Annotated in this window: 13 protein-coding genes; 8 read left to right on the top strand and 5 right to left on the bottom strand. The window is 60.0% G+C overall.

Going from position 1 to position 18,699, the window contains the following annotated elements; translation table 11 throughout:
• Positions 1-86 precede the first annotated feature (86 nt).
• The gene (gene metK, locus QW379_03950) at positions 87-1,241 is read right to left on the bottom strand and encodes a methionine adenosyltransferase (protein MEM2869560.1); all 1,155 of its coding nucleotides are present in this window, start codon (positions 1,239-1,241) and stop codon (positions 87-89) included.
• 341 nt (positions 1,242-1,582) lie between these two features.
• Here metK and QW379_03945 point away from each other — a divergent pair, with 341 nt between their 5' ends.
• A complete protein-coding gene (locus tag QW379_03945; protein ID MEM2869559.1) occupies positions 1,583-1,780 on the top strand; it encodes a hypothetical protein in 198 nt (65 codons plus the stop codon).
• Positions 1,781-2,078: 298 nt separating this feature from the next.
• On the opposite strand, the gene QW379_03940 is transcribed toward QW379_03945, so the two are convergent.
• Positions 2,079-2,531, bottom strand: a complete 453-nt coding sequence (locus QW379_03940; protein ID MEM2869558.1) for a cytidine deaminase — start codon at positions 2,529-2,531, stop codon at positions 2,079-2,081.
• 97 nt (positions 2,532-2,628) lie between these two features.
• On the opposite strand from QW379_03940, the gene QW379_03935 reads away from it, so the two are divergent.
• The 3 genes from QW379_03935 to QW379_03925 all read left to right on the top strand — a co-directional run bounded on the left by QW379_03935 (position 2,629) and on the right by QW379_03925 (position 8,479).
• Positions 2,629-3,531, top strand: coding sequence for a zinc metalloprotease HtpX (locus tag QW379_03935; protein ID MEM2869557.1), 903 nt, complete (start codon positions 2,629-2,631; stop codon positions 3,529-3,531).
• 166 nt (positions 3,532-3,697) lie between these two features.
• Complete coding sequence (locus QW379_03930; protein MEM2869556.1) at positions 3,698-4,159, top strand: hypothetical protein; 462 nt, start codon at positions 3,698-3,700, stop codon at positions 4,157-4,159.
• Positions 4,160-4,288: 129 nt separating this feature from the next.
• Positions 4,289-8,479, top strand: a complete 4,191-nt coding sequence (locus QW379_03925) for a PKD domain-containing protein (protein ID MEM2869555.1) — start codon at positions 4,289-4,291, stop codon at positions 8,477-8,479.
• A gap of 24 nt (positions 8,480-8,503) precedes the next feature.
• Here QW379_03925 and QW379_03920 read toward each other — a convergent pair whose 3' ends face one another.
• Positions 8,504-9,418, bottom strand: a complete 915-nt coding sequence (locus QW379_03920; protein MEM2869554.1) for a DMT family transporter — start codon at positions 9,416-9,418, stop codon at positions 8,504-8,506.
• A gap of 120 nt (positions 9,419-9,538) precedes the next feature.
• Positions 9,539-10,144 carry a hypothetical protein gene (locus QW379_03915; GenBank protein MEM2869553.1) on the bottom strand — a complete coding sequence of 202 codons (606 nt, stop codon included), beginning with the start codon at positions 10,142-10,144 and terminating at the stop codon, positions 9,539-9,541.
• A 91-nt stretch (positions 10,145-10,235) separates the two neighbouring features.
• Between QW379_03915 and QW379_03910 the strand changes: the two genes are divergently transcribed.
• The 4 genes from QW379_03910 (at position 10,236) to QW379_03895 (ending at position 18,338) form a co-directional block, all read left to right on the top strand.
• The gene (locus QW379_03910; protein MEM2869552.1) at positions 10,236-10,727 is read left to right on the top strand and encodes a DUF131 domain-containing protein; all 492 of its coding nucleotides are present in this window, start codon (positions 10,236-10,238) and stop codon (positions 10,725-10,727) included.
• 134 nt (positions 10,728-10,861) lie between these two features.
• Positions 10,862-12,130, top strand: coding sequence for a hypothetical protein (locus QW379_03905; GenBank protein ID MEM2869551.1), 1,269 nt, complete (start codon positions 10,862-10,864; stop codon positions 12,128-12,130).
• A gap of 122 nt (positions 12,131-12,252) precedes the next feature.
• The gene (locus QW379_03900; GenBank protein MEM2869550.1) at positions 12,253-17,064 is read left to right on the top strand and encodes an alpha-2-macroglobulin family protein; all 4,812 of its coding nucleotides are present in this window, start codon (positions 12,253-12,255) and stop codon (positions 17,062-17,064) included.
• Positions 17,065-17,120: 56 nt separating this feature from the next.
• Positions 17,121-18,338: an aminotransferase class V-fold PLP-dependent enzyme gene (locus tag QW379_03895; protein ID MEM2869549.1), complete on the top strand. Its 1,218-nt coding sequence runs from the start codon at positions 17,121-17,123 to the stop codon at positions 18,336-18,338.
• A gap of 181 nt (positions 18,339-18,519) precedes the next feature.
• Here the strand turns inward: QW379_03895 and QW379_03890 are convergent.
• Positions 18,520-18,699 (bottom strand): hypothetical protein (locus QW379_03890; protein MEM2869548.1); only part of this gene is annotated, 180 nt, incomplete at its 5' end.

The raw sequence follows: 18,699 nt of genomic DNA, 5'->3' as shown, positions 1-18,699 counted from the left end.
CCCTGAATAACGGCTGAATTGCGCTGCCCCGGAGGGGCTCTCCAATACCCCCTCCACTTTGGGGGGTAAGGTCCCCCAGACAACCCTCAGATTCCTGCGTCTTTCCTCAGGGCCTCGGCCCTGTCGGTCCTCTCCCAAGTGAAGTCGGGGTCGTCCTCCCGGCCGAAATGGCCGTAGGCCGCGGTCTTCTTGAATATGGGGCGCTTGAGATCCAGCTCCTTGATCATGTTTTTCGGCGAGGGCTTGAAGTGCTTCTTGAGCAGCTCGATGAGCTTATCTTCAGGGAGCTTTCCGGTGCCGAATGTCTCGACGTACATGGAGGTGGGCTCGGGAACGCCTATGGTGTAGGAGAGCTGAATTTCGCACCTGTCCGCCAGCCCGGCCTTCACGAGGTTCTTTGCCATGTAGCGGGCGTAGTAGGCCGCGGAGCGATCGACCTTGCTTGGGTCCTTGCCCGAAAAGGCTCCTCCCCCGTGCCTCCCCACCGAGCCGTATGTGTCGACCATGATTTTCCTTCCAGTGACCCCGGAATCCCCCTGCGGCCCACCGATGACGAAGCGGCCGGTCGAGTTCACGAATATCTTCGTGGCCGAGTCCATCATCTTTCCGCAGACCGGCTTTATAACCTCGTCAATGATGTCCTGCCTTATCTGCTTCAGCTCTATATCGGGGTCGTGTTGGGCAGCGATCACGACCGCGTCCACCCTCCTCGGTATGCCGTCCTCATACTCAATGGTGACCTGTGATTTCCCGTCCGGCCTGAGGTAGGGCAGGACCTTTCGCTTTCTGACCTCCGAGAGCCTTTTTGCAAGCCTGTGTGCGACCATTATCGGCATAGGCATCAGCTCCGGGGTCTCGGTGCAGGCGTAGCCGAACATCATCCCCTGGTCCCCGGCGCCCTGTTCGTGGTCCGCTGTCTCGTCGACTCCTATTGCGATGTCGTGGCTCTGCTCGTGTATTGAAACCAGCACAGAGCAGTACTCCCAAGAGAGGCCGTAGTCAGACTTCGTGTAGCCGATGTCACGGATTGTGTCCCTGACTATCTTCTGGAAATCGACGTAGGTCTTTGTCGTGATCTCGCCGACGATGGTGACGAGTCCTGTCGTGGTCATTGTCTCGCAGGCGACCCGCGCATCGGGGTCCTTTCTGATTATCGCGTCCAGTACGGCATCGGATATCTGGTCGCATATCTTATCCGGATGCCCCTCGGTCACGCTCTCGCTCGTTATGAAGCGCTTCATTATTATGCCCTCAGCGGGCGCAGAGCGGAGGGGGAATTTAAGTGTTTTGTTGTCGTGGGTGCTACAAAATCAGTCCTGCAATTCTTTTGGATGCAGGCTTCCTGGGGGGGTTTGGGGTCGCAAAACGCAAAATATTTATGGAGCCGCGATGAGGGAGGGGGGAAGGGACTATAAAAATGAGGCAGGCGGCGCCTGTGCTGCTTTTGCTCGTGGACTGCAGGATGGTTGTGGGGCCAATTGCCGGTCAAAGCCTGGGGGGAGCGCAGGCAAAATACCCTTCGTTTGAGGGATAATGCGGAGGTCCCACCGCGGGAAAATGGTGGGAGAGCAGAGACGTGTGGTTGGTTGATGAAGGGAGAGATAATAAGGCTCCAAATGGCGACTGTTTCACAATATATAATCCAACGGAGGATTTCTATTATCTGAGAGAGGACAAGACGGGAAAGAAGGGCATAAATTACGAAACAGACGGCGAATTCTTTGGAATGAAGGACGCGGGTGGCAATCGTATCGACCCCTCCAGAGTCTCCGCCGGGTGATATATTTGCCCGGGAGATAAAATAGATAAAAGTGAGGTGGATAAACATCGAATTGTATAATTAAACATGGCTGAATGGTCAAATAGATGACCATTCATATAGGAACATCAAATCTTAAAAATACCAATGTAACCGTTGAGGTAACGAGCGGCAAACAGGTAATGATTTCAGCTAGAGCCGTTGAATTTTATATTGTGTCAAGCAATGTTGTCTGGAGGACCCTCGTCTTCACTAAAGGGTCCACGTCAGTAAAGGATTTTATTCTTTTAAGATTATAATCGACTGAATAACAGAAGCCCTACCGTCTCGACAGCTTAAACGCCTGCGGAATCAGCTTCTCCAGCACCACCGCCCTCGGGTCCCTCTCCCCCTCCATGACCACCACCAGCCCCTCCCTACTGGCGAACTCGGCCATCACCTGCCTGCAAGCCCCGCAGGGACTGATTCCCCTCATGTCCGGAGAGGAGACCGCGAGCGCCACTATCTCCCTCTCGCCCGCAGAAATGGCGCTCTGAATCGCCACGCGCTCGGCGCAGACCGTGAGGCCGTAGGAGGCGTTCTCCACGTTACAGCCGGTGAACATCCTTCCTGAGGCGGCAAGGGCCGCGGCCCCCACACGGACGTGAGAGTAGGGCGCGTATGCCCTTCTCGAAGCGGCCCTCGCTCTCCTCAACAACTCCTTCTGCCGCTCCACCTTTGGACCAGCCGCACCTCCTCCAGCTCTTCTTGCTCGCGCGAGAGAGAGTCGCATGCCAACAGCTCCTATCTCAGCCATAAATGAGCGGCACGATTAACCTTGCCCCCTCTTCTCAAAATTTTTAAATAGGAGCGCCACAATAGAAAGGGCGATGGGCCCGAGAATCAAGATATTCCTGGTCTTCGCTCTCATCTGGTTCGTATTCATAGGGATAGCGTATGCGATTTTCTACGCCCTCCTCTACACGGGCTATATTCCGCCGGACAGCGGCTATTACTGGGTTCTCATGATAATGGTCCCTATCCTCGTTCTCTTCAATCTGGTCACCTACTTCTTCTCGGATAGGATGGTTCTGGCGGCCTACAATGCCAGAATCGTTAGCGAGAGCGAGGCTCCGCGGCTCGTTCGCATCGTAAGGTGGGTATCACAGGAGGCCGGGCTTCCGATGCCGCGCGTGGCGATTATCCCCTCCTACACGCCCAACGCCTTCGCCACGGGCAGAGATCCTGAGCACGCGGTCGTGGCGGCGACCGAGGGGCTTCTCGACATGCTCAGCGACGAGGAGCTCGAGGGCGTCATGGCGCACGAGATGGCCCATGTGAAGGACCGAGACATTCTTCTAATGAGCGTGGTGGCCACCGCGGCGGCGATTATCTCAGTTGCGGCGAGGATGGTGCTCTACCAGACGCTATTTGGAAGGAGGGAGAGCCGCGTTCACCCCGCGGTTCTGCTCGTGGCCGCCATCACCGCCCCCATTGCCGCAATGCTCGTCCAGCTCGCGATATCGCGCAGCAGGGAGTACAAGGCCGACAGGGTGGGGGCCTTGACGATACGCAAACCTCTTGCGCTAGCCCGCGCGCTGGAGAAGCTCGAGGCAAGCAACCTCCAGAGGCCCATGAGAGCGGACCACGCCAGCCCTGCCCACTCCTCGCTCTTCATCGTGAACCCTTTCAGGGGTAGCAGCCTCCTCAACATATTCTCCACTCATCCCCCAATTCAGGAGAGAATTCGACGCCTCGAGAAGCTGGCGGATAAGGAGGGGCTCTACCGGTGAACAGCTCCCGGCGGGCCCTCGTTGGGTGTTCTCGGGCGGATGAGTGAATTTTCAATAGTTATATAAATGCTGACGCCAATCCCGCTCCGGAGGAATTCTCACGCAGTGCCCGGCTTGCAGAGCAGAGATATCAGAGGGGAGGCCCAGCTGCCCGTTCTGCGGAGCGGTGCTGTACACTCAGCCCCAGCCTCCCTACCAGCCCCCTCCCCAGCCCGCCTATGGTCCCGGCCCCGCCTACCAGCCGCCCCCGCCCTACGGCGCCCCCTATCCATATGGCTATCAGGCACCGAAGGAGCGGTCAAGCGCCCCCGTTGCGGGTGGGGCGCTTCTGATTATCGGGGGCATTCTGGCCCTCATCAATGGAGCGCTCATCGGTTTCGCGGGCGGCGCGGTAATGAGTATAATCGGCGAGGCGGGCGCTTTCCTCTTAGTCTGCGCAGCCATTGAGATCGTTTTTGGCTGCCTTATCCTTCTTGGGGGCGCGATGGCCGTCCAGAGGAAGTCCTTTCCGGTGGCAATCGTGGGCGCAATATTCTGTATGATATCCATAGGACCTCTGTTTCTCTCCTCGATACTGGGGCTGATTGCTCTTATTCTCATCGCGATATCAAAAGATTCATTCGCCTAGCCCGCCCCCACGCTCCCTGAGCATTGTCTTCCGCCCCATTCTCACGGGCTTCGACAACCCCGACAATGATATATATACAAATATCATTATACCCTCCTGACTATTGGTATCAATGGAAGGTGTTGATTGATGAAATATAATAAGTGCAGGTGGATTGCGCTAGCGACTGCCCTGCTCTTTCTTTTGCCCCTCGCGCAGCCGCTCGCGCCCGCGGCGAAGCCCCAGACGATCGAGGTAAAGGACCCCAACGGCGGGGAGAGGTTATACGGTGGAGATAGGTTCCGGATATCGTGGATAGCGTCCACGCCCGAGGGGGGCGTTAAGCTAGAGCTCTCCACGGACGGTGGCGAGTCCTATCCATATTCCATAGCCACCATCATGACGAGCAAAGGGAGCTACAACTGGACGATTCCGCTCAGCCTGAACACCACCGCCGCAAGAATTCGGGCGACCCTTGTCTCCAGCATGCTGCCTCCGTACGAAGTCTGGGCCAGGGACGTCAGCGACGCGAACTTCACAATCATTCCCAAGCTCGTCCTGCGGTTCACGGAGGTGCCGTCGGAGGTGAGCGGGGGGAGCTATTTCAGACTCAGATGGGACATGTACGACCCTGATGACCATGTGGCTGCGCTCAAGCTCCAGTGGAGGGTGAAGGACAACGGGAGCTGGGGCTCATGGCAAGACATGGGCGGGTTCTATAACAGCATGCCGCCCACGCAGGGGGGCGTGTGGCTCGCCCCCCCCTTCTACGAGGAGGCGACCCTCCAGTACAAAATCCAGGCCCTCTCGAGCCACGCCACCGTGCTCGCCGAGAACACGACCTCTGAAATAACACTCAAATCCCCCATCATAATCCTGAAGAAGCCTAACGGCGGGGAGGTTCTGGTCGGCGGCCAGCCCTTCGAGATCACGTGGGTGACCGTGAACGACCCACACGACGTTATATACGGAATCAACATCTACTACTCTATCAACGGAGGCTCGAGCTGGACCATGATTGCGTCCACCGATAACGACTTCAGCCACACCTGGAACGTTCCCACCTCAATCAATTCGGAAAACGTCTTCATAAAGCTCGAGAACTCCCACCTGGACGGTTATGTCTTCGCCAGCGACATCAGCGACGGCCCCTGCACGATTATATCGGACCCGAACACCGTGACCGTCTCACTGATTGACCCGAACCCCTATGTTCCGCGCGGCCTCATCATAGGGGGCGGGGAGAGGTACACCATAAAGTGGAGCACCACCGGGCCCCGCTCCCAGGTCAGGGAGTTCAAGATATACCTCTCCGAGAACAACGGCACGAGCTGGAGTAACATTCTCAATGCCTCCAGCACTGCCTCTTCAATAACCTGGACCGCCCCTCTCATAGACACGGAGCAGGCCAAAATCAAGGTTGAGCTGATAAAAACAGACAACACGAAGAAGTCCTCGCAGAGCAACAACCCCTTCTGCATTTACACGGAGACACCGTTCAACAGAGCCCCCGTGGCCAACGCCGGGCCCAATCAGGATGTGGTGGAGGGGACCACCGTCCACCTCGATGGTTCCCGGAGCAGGGACCCCGACGGAGACGCGCTGTTCTACACTTGGAGGCAGACGGAGCCGGAAGAGTACCCGGTGACTCTTCACAACAGCCACACAGCCAGACCCTACTTCACACCCAACATAAGGGACTACACCGTCCACTTCATATTCGAGCTCGAGGTCTGGGACGGCAAGGAGGCCACGACACCGTCCTTCGACAACATCTCTCGGGTCACCATCAAGGTCACGCCACTCCCACCCACAATCACAAACTTCAGCCCGCCCCGAGCGATGGCGGGAATGAAGATACACATCGAGGGGTCTAACCTGATGGGCGCGCAGGTCTTCATCAATGACGTTCTGGCCGCCACGGTGCTGACGGCACCGACGCCGACGGAGCTCGACCCGGACCACTCCTTCAACTTCACCCTCCACGCGGGAATTCCTCACAGACCCGGTCATGTAAAGGTAAAGACGAACGCCGGCGAGGACACCCACGCGCGCGCCATCAATATCTACCCTGTTCCGGAGTTCTGCTACGAGTGGGCCTTCTCCTTCCCCAACAGTGGCAAAGGCGAGCTCTCCTACCCATGGGCCTTCTGGGAGGATGGCAACTACAAGGACACATTTGGCTCCGACGAAGTCTACATCAACATCTGGGTCTGCATCGGCATCCCCTACTGGACCCCGTGGGACGGCTGGGAGTGCCTGGGCTATGAGGTCGAGCAGCCGATTGCCCCCGACCCGTTCGCAGCCATCGTCTACGGCGTCGGCTACTGGTACCTGGCGCGCAACGGCCGCTGCTACGGCTACAGCGCCACGGCGCTTCAAATCAAGAACGGCGTGGTGCGCACCACCGACCTCCAGCCGGGGGTCTACCACACCCCGAATCTAACACTCGGCGGCGAGGTGGAGCGGAGGATAGACTTCATGCACGGCTCCCAGATATCCTCCGCCCAGCTCGCCTGGATAATCGAGAACCACATCGGCAACTGGGGGCCAGATGGGATGAAGATGTGCGTCGACATGATCAGGAACTCGATAGCCGACGGGACCTACGGCATCGTGTCCATAGTGGACGGCACCTCAGGGCACGCGATGGTGCCATACCTTGTCGAGGACGTCGACTCCACGCACACGCGAATCTATGTCTACGACTCCAACAGGCCCGCCTTCTCCAAACCAGAAACGGCGGTGGACGCCGTCCTGAACTGGGGCTTCCCGGACAACTACCCGCCCTATATCGAGATAAACAAGTCCGGCACCTACTGGTCCTGGGAGTTCTACATGGCGGGCGGGGACAGGTGGGGCGGTACGCAGGGCATGGTCTTCATACCTTTCAGGAAGGTCAACGACGACCGCTCCCTGCCCCTCTCCGTCGATGGCATAATGGACTGGATATTCGGCTCCGCTACAACCACCATCGAGGACAGCGAGGGCCGCAGGCTCGCGATTGAGGAGAACGGGACGTGGACCGGAGGAATTCCCAACGCCACGCCCATTGTTCTTTCGGAGGGGAGGGAGTACGGCGGAATGGGCTACTACCTCCCGCAGGGCAACTACACCACCCACGTCAAGGGCATCGGTGACGGCTCCTACAATTGGGCACAGCTCGTGGACGGGAACTCGAGCTTCGCTCTGGAGGGAGCGGGCGTTAAAAACGGGACCAGAGACACACTCAGACTGAGCTACGATGGCGACAACCCGCTCCAGAGCCGCCTCTCCTACAAAACCACGGACAGCGAGAAGGTCTACAACGCCACGCTCGTTAAAAAAATGGGGACGGAGCAGCGCAGACCTCGCGAGAGGGTCTATAAGATACAGAACGCAGACCTCTTCAGCGACTCTGAGGCGGTCATCAACACAACCCCGGACCTGAACTCGCTCGTCTTCTTCAACAACGGCCCGCACAGCTTCAGCTTCGACGTCGAGTTCCAGGGGAATGTGATAATGGAGGAGACCTGGAACTCGAGCTACAGACCGACCGGCCTGCCAAATGTGACGCGCAAGGGCATAACCATCGGCCCCTACCAGACGATGGTCATCAGGCCGAGCAATTGGCTCAACCTGATGAACTCGACCGTGATAATCGAGGGAGAGCTGATTGCGACCGCGCCAGACACTCCGGAGAACCTCCGGGCCGTCGCCTCAAAGGACAGAATCACCCTGAGCTGGAGCGCACCCTCGAGGGACGGTGGCAGTCCGATAACCGCCTATGTGGTTCTCAGGGGCCCGAGCGCCGCCAACATGACGCTTCTGACGGAGCTCGGGAACGTGACCTCATACATTGATGCAAACGTGAAAGCCGGCGAGACCTACTACTATGCGGTTCTAGCGCGCAACAGCGTCGGAGGCAGCAACGCCACAGCTCCGGTCTCGGCCACGGTCCCGAAGAAGCCCGCGGCCGCCCCGGCCGGAGGAAGAATTCCACTCTGGCTGATTGTGCTGGTCGTGGTGATTCTCGTGCTTGTGGGCGCGGGCGCAGCCATGATGAGGAGGAAGCCCCCAGCCCAGCCCGCGCAACCAGCGGCGGCCCAGCCTCCATATCCTGCGCCGCCGGCTACTCCACCCCCGCCGGCCCCGCCACCGGCCGCGCCTCCGTCGCCACCGCCCCCTCCGGCGTCCCCGCCCGCGGAGCCCCCTGCCCCTCCCGCGCCGCCCCCTCCGCCTCCGGAGCCAGCCCCGCCCCCGCCCGCCGCTCTCCCGGCGGCTCAGGGAACTCCGGTTTCGCCGGCTGCTCCACAAGGGCCACAGCTCCCGCCGCCTTCCCCGCCGCCGGCCGGGCCCTGAAGACACTCCGATTCGGCCCCGGCTCTATCGCCTCCAAGAAGCCATCACTATCCCGGCGAATACCAGCGGCGCCGCCAGAAGCGTCCACTTTGATGGAATCTCAGTGAAGAGCAGCGCGGCGAGAAGGGAGGAGATTATGGGCTCGCCTAAAAGGGATGTGGAAACGAAGAAGGCCGGGACATGCCCCAGCGCGTAGTTATAGAGCGTGTGGCCCAGAATTCCGGGCACCGCGGCCATCGCCACGAACCAGACCCAGTCCGTCTGCGCGGTGGGGAGAAGGCGCGTCTCGCAGAAGGCGAGCGGGAGCAGGAATAGCGTGGTGAAGCCGTAGACGACGATGCAGTAGGTCCCGGTGGGCAAGGCCCTTCTCTCCGACCTCCCCGCGACTATGTATGTTCCGGCGGCCACGGCCCCGAGAAGGGCGAGTGCGTCCCCCAGCAGACCCCCGGTGCCGAGGTCCCCGGAGAACATCATCACCACGCCCGCGCTGGCGAGCAGCCCTCCAAGGAGCGCCGGCCCGGCCGGCCTCTCTTTTAGAAAAACCGTCGATATTGCGGCGACCATCAGCGGGTGTGTGGTCACGAGAACCACACTGTTTGCCACCGTCGTCAGCTTCACCGACGTTACCCAAAGGGAGAAATGGGCCGCCAGCACAAGCCCTACCACACCCAACCTGGCGACGCGCGCCCTGTCAAGACTCCCCATCGCGCCCCTCTCCCTGAGCGCCACCCACGGGACCAGTATCAAGGTGGTGAATAGAAGGCGGTAGAAGGCGATCGTCAGGGGGCCACTTTGCGCGTAGCGAATCATGATGGCCGATGTCCCTACGGCTAGGATCGCCACGAGCACCGCGAGCCGGCCGTTGAGGCCCCCCGCTCCGGGCAGTATTGCGAGGCCTGTTTTTCCGGTGGAGCCTCCCGGAGTTCCGGCATCCTTCATTTTTCCCCAAGCTTGTATCGCTCTACCCCCTGGCAAAGTCCCTTGCGTCCCCGTCTCCCACAACCGTGGGGTCTGTGGGGCTCGCCCGGACAATGCAATCGCCTGAGAGCGCGCGGGGCATCAGTGCTTCCTCAGGTACTCCGCAAGGCCGGGGGTGAATATCACCTTTCCGTTGAGAATCGGGTAGGCGTAAGGCAGGACTGTGCTGTGACCCACGTCGTGCCTCACCTCAACCTCCGAGGTCAGTTCGATGTCCTCGAGCCTCATACCTAGTGCGATGAGTCTTGCCACCACCACAGCGCTGTCAATGGATAGCTGTCGTGGACCCAAATTCCGAGCCTGGCATTCCAGCTTTTTTGTGACAAGCTCCCTGGTCTTTCCTGTGAAGCCCTCGCTGCCCAGAATTCCGCCGACGACAAGCGCTCGGCAGGCGTCGACATCCGAGGTGGTGAGGGGCTTTTCTGCGTCGGGGTCGAGAACAAGAGTGCTCTTAGGGTCGAAGCCCTCCAGCTCCCGCGCGCTTTCTTTATAAACAACGCTCAGGGGCCTGAGGGCCTCGATCAGCCTCTCATCACGGACATTTGTGAAAATCAACCCTTCCCAGCTCTCGATGCAGTGCCTGTACTCGAGCATGAGCCACTCCGAGAATGGCTCTTGATTCTCGATGTACAAGTCCGGTAGTTTGAGGGACGGGCCCGGACCCCCCTTCCGCGGCCTCGGCTTCATGAACAACCCTGTGCGGTAGATGCCATCCCTGTATTTGGGGTTTCCCCGCCATCCGAAAGGGATATCAGGCCCCGCCCGCATTTTGAGACGTATGAGCCCGCGCCTCATTGGGGTCTCGATCGTCCTCTTCGCCGCCGGGGGCGCCCTCCTCGCACTGAGCGTGCTGAGGGGCGAGGGCGCAGCCGGTCTCGCTCTCTTCATCCCCTTTTTCTACGGCACCGGCCCTCTTGCCTTTTTAGCGGTTCTTCTCTTCTTCTCCGGGGGGCTGTGTCTCATCGCCGGATTTCTCCGGCGCTTGGCTGATGCCTGGGAGGAGGGGGCCCCGGATGAGGCTCCACTCAACGCGGGTAACGTCTGGAGGGCGCTCTGGCGCGGAGATACTAGTAGGAAATCAGGCAGTGGCTCGCCCGACACACGGCTGGAAACGGCAGGGGCGAGGACACGAGGGGGCGCGGTGGTTCTTATAGGACCAATTCCGATTGTCTATGGTTCTGACCCAGGAATAGCGCGCTGGATGCTCCTCCTGGCCCTTGTGCTGATGGCCGCGCTCCTGATGACCTTCGTGCTGCTGGTGATTCTTTAAGCCACGGTTCCCTCTAACCGGTCGCGCCTAGGGTCTCTCCTTCTTGACCATCTTCTGGGAAAAGTCCTGCTTTCTCCCGGGAGCAATCCTTATCATTATCGTAAGTCCATTTATAATCGATTAGGGGGACCTCCTTGGCCTACGAGCTCACGCCTCTGGCGCTACCTAATATCACCGGAGCCCTCTTGACCTTCCTCATGCTCTACTTCCTCCTCCTGTTCACTCCCCACACACGCGTAATGAGAATTCTTGCCATTTACGTTTATTTCGCGGGCGTCACAACCCTGACCTGGGCGATGATAACTCTCTCCGCCGACGCCCAGACACGCTTATTCTGGACACTAATGAATTCCCTCTTCATTGTCACCCTCTTCCCCCTTCAGATTCACTTCCTTCTCCTTTATATTGGCAGGGCGAGGTGGCTTGTGGATAGGGTATGGCCCCCATCGATGCTCTATATCCCCGCGATCATTCAGATTTTACTACTAGCCCAGCCCGCAGTCTTCAGGCTCTTCTATATATTCTGGATAGGGGCGCTGGGCGCGGTGCTGTTCCTTTCGATTCACACCCTCAGGCTCGAAAGGAACCCCCTCTCGAGAGCGCAGAAGGGGCTGATGGTGGTCTTTCTCCTGATTCCTTTTATCTGGCTCATCCTTTCCATAATCATCGCCCCTCTGCTCAGCCAGGACGTGACTTGGCTCTCGGGCTACTTCATGGCATTCTCATCGGGAATAGCAATCTACGCGATGCTGCGATACCACATACTGAACACGGAAATAATACTAAGGAGCGGGCTCGTGATTTTCCTCACCTCCGTGTTACTAGGGGCTTTGGTCTATTCCATTCTTTCAGTCCTCACAGTAATGTTCAATTTAGCAGTCACGCGTGAGGCACGCCTCCTCACATTTTTCATCGTCGTCATCTCGACCTGGTTCTTCAGGCCGATATATGACTCGGGAACAAGGTTCGTAGAATGGCTGGCCCCCGATCTGAAGTGGAAGGAGTGCAGGCTGGAGCAGGTCTTCCTGATGGACTACAACGGCATCAGGGTCTCATCAGCCAGCAGGGCGGAAGCCGCCATGGACGAGGACCTCGCGGGCGGAATGCTGACAGCGGTCCAGCAGTTCATCCTCCACACCTTCAAATCCGAGGGCCGGGACAACGTCCGCACGATAAGTCTAGGGAAGCACAGAATTCTTATTGAACACGCACCCCCTCTGTATATCGCCCTTGTCTTTACAGGCCATGAGGCCCCCGAGTTGAGAAGGGACGTCAGGGCAATTCTTAACAAGGTAATGGAGAGGCATGGCGATAGGCTCAGGAACTGGGACGGGAACACCGCTGGTATGGAGGACGTCGACCGAATGCTGCAGGAGCTGCTCGCGAGGTCGGAGCCATCTTAAGACCCGGGGCCCCCCGACATTTGCAGTTCCGGACGCTACATGGCTACATATAAGCTACAATTCATAGATGAATTAATATACAGCAAACAACAGGATTGGCCAGCAAGACCGGAGGAATGGGTGTGAGCGGGGATAGAGAAAGAGTGTCACGGTCCGGCAGAGCGCTGCTGATTGGTGGGCTATTGGTCTTCGGAGCGGTTTTCGGAGGGGCCGTCCTGGCGCTCCACTCCGGGACCCTCCGGCCGGGCGCCTACTCGACGGGGGCCTTTGTCTTTACGGACGCCTACCTCTTCGGCGGCGGCGGGAACGAGCTCCTTGTGGTCACCGCTGACAGGAACAACGACCCCCTTCCAGGGCAGGAAGTCAGGGTCTACCTCACGAATTCCAGCGGTACCTTCGAGCTTTTCAATGGAAAAACAGACAACGCTGGGGTTCTCCAAGCGAGGTTTTATGTCCCGGAGCAGCCGGGTGGGTCCGGGGCGCGGGAGAGGGCCCCGGAGTATGACGGAAGGGTCCTCCTCACGGTTGTGGCGGGCAGGGAGACGATTCAGAGGAGGCTTGAGGTCTACAACCAACCATCCTACTCGGGTGCCTTCTCGGCCGACCCGGGCGCCTTCGCATCGAAGGCGCCGGAGGGAGGTGAGAGGCCCTCCGTTCAAGACCGGGTTCCCCCGAAATTATACCTGACGATGGACAAGCCCCGCTACCAGCCCGGGCAGACGATGCGCCTCCGCACCCTCTCCTTCTGGCCCGGCGCGGCCAACACCGAAAATGTGACCTATGAAATCTCCGACCCCTCCGGGAACAAGCTCTTCAGGACAACGCTCGTCCCGAACAAATTTGGTGTCACATTCCTAGATTACCCCCTCTCGGATATCCTTCCTCTGGGCGAGTACAGGGTCTCGGCCAGCACAACCTCCGCCCTTACGGTCAAAAGTGTGCCGGTGGAGCGGTACGTCCTGCCAAAGTTCGGGATAGAGTTTAGGAACGTCTCCAGCCCTCTGACCCTCGACAGGCCTGTGACGGGTGAGATATACGTGAGCTATTTCTTCGGAAAGCCGGTGGAGGGTTCGGCAAGAATAACCGCGCGCCTCTACTCGAGCGATATGTGGTACTGGTACGAGACGGAGACGGGAGCGGTGGACAGAATAATCGGCAACGCCACGGCCGAGGTGAGGGAGGGGAGGTGCGCCTTCACCCTCCCCCCAGCACGGGAATTTATATCTTATACAGGTTATTCCTGGATAGACAAATACAGGCAGTACAATCTCGACATCAGGGCCGAGGTCACGGACACAGGTGGACACACTGAGGCCAAAAACACCACAATCGTCCTAAGCCCAGAGGCCTTTTACGCCACCGCGATTCTGGAGACCGCCACGCCAGGCCAGCCCTTCACGGCGCAGGTCCTCGTCAGGGACCCGCTTGGAGCACCGGTGCAGGGGGCACACGTGGCCCCCTCCCTAAAGAAATGGAGCGCCAAGAGGCCCCTGCCCGAGGTCGTGACGGACCAGCGGGGCATTGCGCGCGTGACCTTTATTTATAACAAAGAGCAAACTCTGGAGCTAAAGGTCTGGACAGGCGACCCCTCAGCAGCAGAGACCACCAGCTACTCCTTCTGGGACATCTCGGCAGTCAAGGTCGTTCCTGAAAAGAGGTTCTACAATGCAGGAGAGACCGCCCGCGTCACAGTCTACGCGGACCCCCAGGACGACCTCTACGGCGTCGCCGGACTGGCTTTCGTCAGTGTTCTCGTCGAAGGAGAGCCTGTCATTGAGAAGAGCGTGGCGCTCGTCGGGGGGAAGGGTGACCTCTCGTTCAGGGTGACCGAGGAAATGGTCCCCTCAATTGAAATTGAGGCGCGGAAGCTCTCTGTCATGTCGTACGAGAGCTATTACTACGGCTTATACGAAGACTACTATTATTACTACTATTTCAGGGGTGGGTCAGGGCCGGCGGGAGACAGGCTGGAGGGCAGATATACCGTCGCCACCGACCGCGCCGCGATCGGCGTGGGGATAGCGAACCAGCTCAACGTGACCATCACTCCATCGAAGCAGCAGCTCAGGCCCGGCGAGGAGGTCGAGCTTCTGTTCAATGTGCTCAACGGCACGGACCCCGCAAGCGCCGCCCTTGCAGTCGCGATCGTGGACGAGGCCCTGCTCGCGATGGGCGGGGAGAGCGCCTTCGCGGAAATTCGCCAGGACCTTCAGAAGGACCCCGGGTTCGAGCAGTACAGCATCTACTCCTATGTGTGGGGCGGATTGAGGGCCGTGGAGATGGTGGTGCCTCTCTTCCGCTCCGACTTCTACAGCGACTACCGCCCGGACGCAGGTATCCTCACCTATTCATCGGAAGTGAGATCCGCCGGCAGTGCAGTCTCAGGGGGCGACACGGAGGTGTCGAGGGGCGTGCTCCTCGGCGTTGCAGCACTCGGTGTCGCTGGCTACTTCGGCGTCATCCAGCTCGGGATCAGGTTCAGAAAAATCGCGCTGGCGCTACTCGCCTCCCTTCTCATACTTGCGGCAGCCGTACCCGCTGCGCTCTACTTCTTCCCCCAGCATGGTCCCGCGGCCTTCTCCGACACCAGCCAGCCCCTCAGCTTCACCGGCTACACGAGAGCGGGCTCTGAGAGCTACTACGGCGACATGTACCGAGGACAGGCCGAGCGCTCCGGCGGTGCGCCTCCGCAGCCCGCTAAGGGGGAAGCATCGGCGGCCGGCAACGGGAGCGCGGGCATGGGGTACCAGCCCCGGGGCGTCATCGGCCCGGGTAGAGAGGTCACAGTCCGGACCTGGTTCCCGGAGCTCTGGTACTGGAACCCGCTGGTTGTCACGGGCGAGGACGGAAGTGCCCGGCTTGTCCTCCACGCCCCTGACTCGATCACGACCTGGCGCGTCGAGGCGCTGGGCTCGACGGTGGACGGCCGGGTCGGCGTGGGAAACGGGAGCCTGGTGGTCTTCCAGCCCTTCTTCGTCGACCCCGACCTCCCGGCCTCCATCGTGAGGAACGACAGGTTCACATTCAGAGTGCTGGTTTTCAACTACGAGTCCAAGGAGAGAACGGTGCTCGTCGAGCTCTCGCCCTCGGACTGGTACAGGATGGTCAGCTCCCCCACCTCCACGGTGGTCGTGGGGGCGAACTCCGTCTCCTCGGTCGCCTTCACAATCCAGGCGCTCAGGGTCGGAGTCCACGGGCTCAGGGTGACCGGAACCACCGACGGACGTCAGGACATCGTCGTGAGGGAGCTCGCGGTCGAGCCCGACGGGAGGCTCGTGGAGGACATCAGGAACGGAATTCTCGAGAACGACGACACCGCCCGTTTGACCTTCTCTCTCGACCCGAGGAGAATCGCGGGAAGCGAGGTGGCCTATGTTAAATTACAGGCCGGGGTCGAGTCGGTCATCCTTGACGGCGCGGAGCAGTTCATCGAGATCGTCTCGGGCTGCGGGGAGCAGTCAACCTCCCGCCTCTCGGTGGACATCGTGGCCTACGAGAACTACATGAAGGGCCGGCCCGACCCGGCCAATGTCACGCGCTACCGGGACATTATCAACATGGGCATCCAGCACGAGGCCCAGTACCTGAGCTCGAACACGGGAGGGCACGGAAGGGCGATCGTGTGGCACCAGGGCGAGGCGCCCGATATATGGCTGACCGCCTGGGCCCTGCAGGCGTACAAAGACCTTCAGGACAACGGCTTCCTGGCCGATGCCTCCATAATCCCGGACCTGCAGACCTACCTGCTCTCCGCGCAGGGCGCCGACGGCCACTGGGAGATACCCGACGTCGGCCACTGGTCCCTGAACTCCGCTCTGAAGAGCCAGAAGCTGGCCTCGACCGCCTACATCGCCCGCGCGCTGGCCTACTCTGGCCTGAGCGGCTCGAGCGACGCCCTCCAGAGAGCGGTGAGATACATCGAAGCGAACATAGGGAGCGCCTCGGAGTCCTTCACCATCGCTCTTTGCCTCGACGCGCTCGAGATGGCTGAGGGCAGCCGGAGCGTCAGGAGCTCGCTCGTCCAGAAGCTCGCCGCGTCCGTGAAGGAGGGGGCCTCGGGGGCGAGGTACTGGGAGTACGCGGAAAAGGAGCCGGGCTGGTACTGGTGCAGCGACAACACGGTCGAGACCACGGGGTACGCGGTGATGGCCCTCGCGAGGGCCGGGAGCTCGCCGGAGCTGGTTAGGGCCGGGGCAAAGTACCTGGTTCTCCAGAGGAGCGCTGGCGGCTACTGGGGCTCAACCCACAACACCGCGGTCGCCTTCACAGCCCTGAACAGCTTGGACGAGATAACGCCCTTGAAGTCAATGACGGTCGAGGTCAGGGCCAACGGGACGCTGGTCGGGAGCGCAAGCTTCAATGATGAAAACAAAGACATGACGTACATGATGGACCTGAGGCCCTGGTTCCTTAGCAGCGAGGGAAATGTGGCGGCGAGGGAGGTCAGCATCAGCCTCCGCAGCTCGGGCGAGGGAGGTGTGTTCTACCACATCTACACGAAGCAGAACATAGAGTGGGCGGCGCCGATGCCCCTACCGCCGCCGGAGCTGGAGCTGAGCCTCAGCTACGACAACACAACGGTCTCATTGGGCGAGGTGGTGGTCGCGGAGGCGGAGCTCGTATACAGGGGCCCCGCCGGGATGCTCAGGATGGTGCTGGTCGAGCTCAGGGCGCCAACGGGCTTCGTGCTCGACGAGAGCGACTTCCGCGAGCTGCTCTCTGAAGGGAGAATAAGCTTCTATGAGTTCAGGAGAGCGGACAGGGCGCTGGTCTACCTGGACGGCGTCGAGAGAGAGAGGCCGGTGAAGCTCGACTACACGCTGACCGCGATGAGGCCCGCGACCTCGCTGCTCCAGCACGTCAGGGCCTGGGACATGTACAACACGACGCTGATGGTCGAGTTGGGGGCGGTGGGGTTCGAGGCGACCGGCTAAGCGGGGCTGGGTCGAGGAAGGAAATCAATAATAGGGACCAGCGCTCTCGGGTCACCATGGACCTCGCCAGAATTCGCTCCGACTTCCCGGTACTCCAGAGGGAGGTGGGCGGGAAGCCGATCATCTATCTAGACAACGCCTGCATGACCCTGAAGCCCCGTCAGGTCGTGGAGGCGATGACCGACTACTACAACCGACTCTCGGCCTGCGGGGGCCGGTCGGTGCACAAGCTCGCGACCGAGGTCACGGTCAAGTTCGAGGAGGGCCGGGAGAGGATGAGGCGCTTCCTCAACGCCAACGAGCACAGGGAGATCGTTTTCACGCGCAATGCGACCGAGGCGCTCAACCTTGTCTCGCGATCCTTCGACCTGAAGAGGGGGGACATCGTCGTCACCACGGACAAGGAGCACAACTCAAATCTCGTTCCGTGGCTCAGGCTGCGCGACGAGAAGGGTGTGAGGCATGTCGTCGTCAAATCAAGGGACGACGGCACCTTCGACCTGGAGGCCTTCGAGAAGCTGATGAGCAGGAGGGTGAAGCTGGTCGCGATGGTCCACACCTCCAACCTGGACGGCTACACAATCCCCGCGGAGGAGGTCATTAAAATAGCCCACGACCACGGCGCGGTCGTGCTCCTCGATGGGGCCCAGAGCGCGCCGCACCGCGAGGTGGACGTGAGGAAGCTGAATGTGGATTTCTATGCATTCTCGGTCCACAAGATGCTCGGCCCGACGGGGACCGGAGTGCTCTACGGCAAATACGAGCTCCTCGACGCGCTCAGGCCCTTCATCGTCGGCGGGGACACGGTCGAGAGGACCACCTACGACGACTACAGAATGCTGAAGCCACCGGCGAAGTTCGAGGCCGGTCTCCAGGACTACGCCGGCGTGATAGGGGCCGCGGCGGCGGCTGAATATCTGATGAACATAGGAAGGAGCAATGTCCACGAGCACGAGGTCAGGCTGAACACGATGCTCACGAGGGGCCTGAAGGAAATCCCGGGGGCGAGAATTCTCGGCCCCGCCGACCCGGCCCTGCGGGGCGGAATCACGAGCTTCAATATTGAAGGAATGGAGCCGCATGACATCGCGATGATTCTGGACGAGGTCGCGAACATAATGATTCGCTCCGGCCAGCACTGCGTGCACTCCTGGTTCGCGGCGCGCGGGATAAAGGGCTCGGCCCGGGCGTCGCTCTACCTCTACAACACCGAGGAGGAGGTAAAGACGTTCCTCGAGGTTCTGGGGAGGGTGGCGGGGGAGCTCTCCTCGTGAATCGGGGGGGCGAGGTGGGCCGGGCGGCGGACTGGTGCGGGGGCGCGGAAACTGGCGGAGCGTGGCTGCAATAAGGGAATATTGATTTGATGGGGGATGGCCCAAAATTTGCAGGTGCCCATAGGAGACGGCAATTGCCGGTTGTGGAGTCCTGAATTAAGTTCCTCTCGTTGATTTGAGTTCATGTCCCGGACCCCCTCTCTACCGTGAATCCCTCTTCCAATAGATAGGCAGGGGCATATCTGGCAACCATCTTGATGTTCTCCCTGATGAACGCCCTTCTCTTTGCAGGCCACATCTTCCTGATGAACGCCTGGAACGGCGTCTCGCACTCCTCGAGCCTGAGGCTCCAGTGCGGCCT

This window comes from Thermoplasmata archaeon (assembly GCA_038851035.1).
Lineage (GTDB): Archaea > Thermoplasmatota > DTKX01 > VGTL01 > VGTL01 > JAWCLH01.
This window is presented reverse-complemented; position numbering and strand designations above follow the sequence as displayed.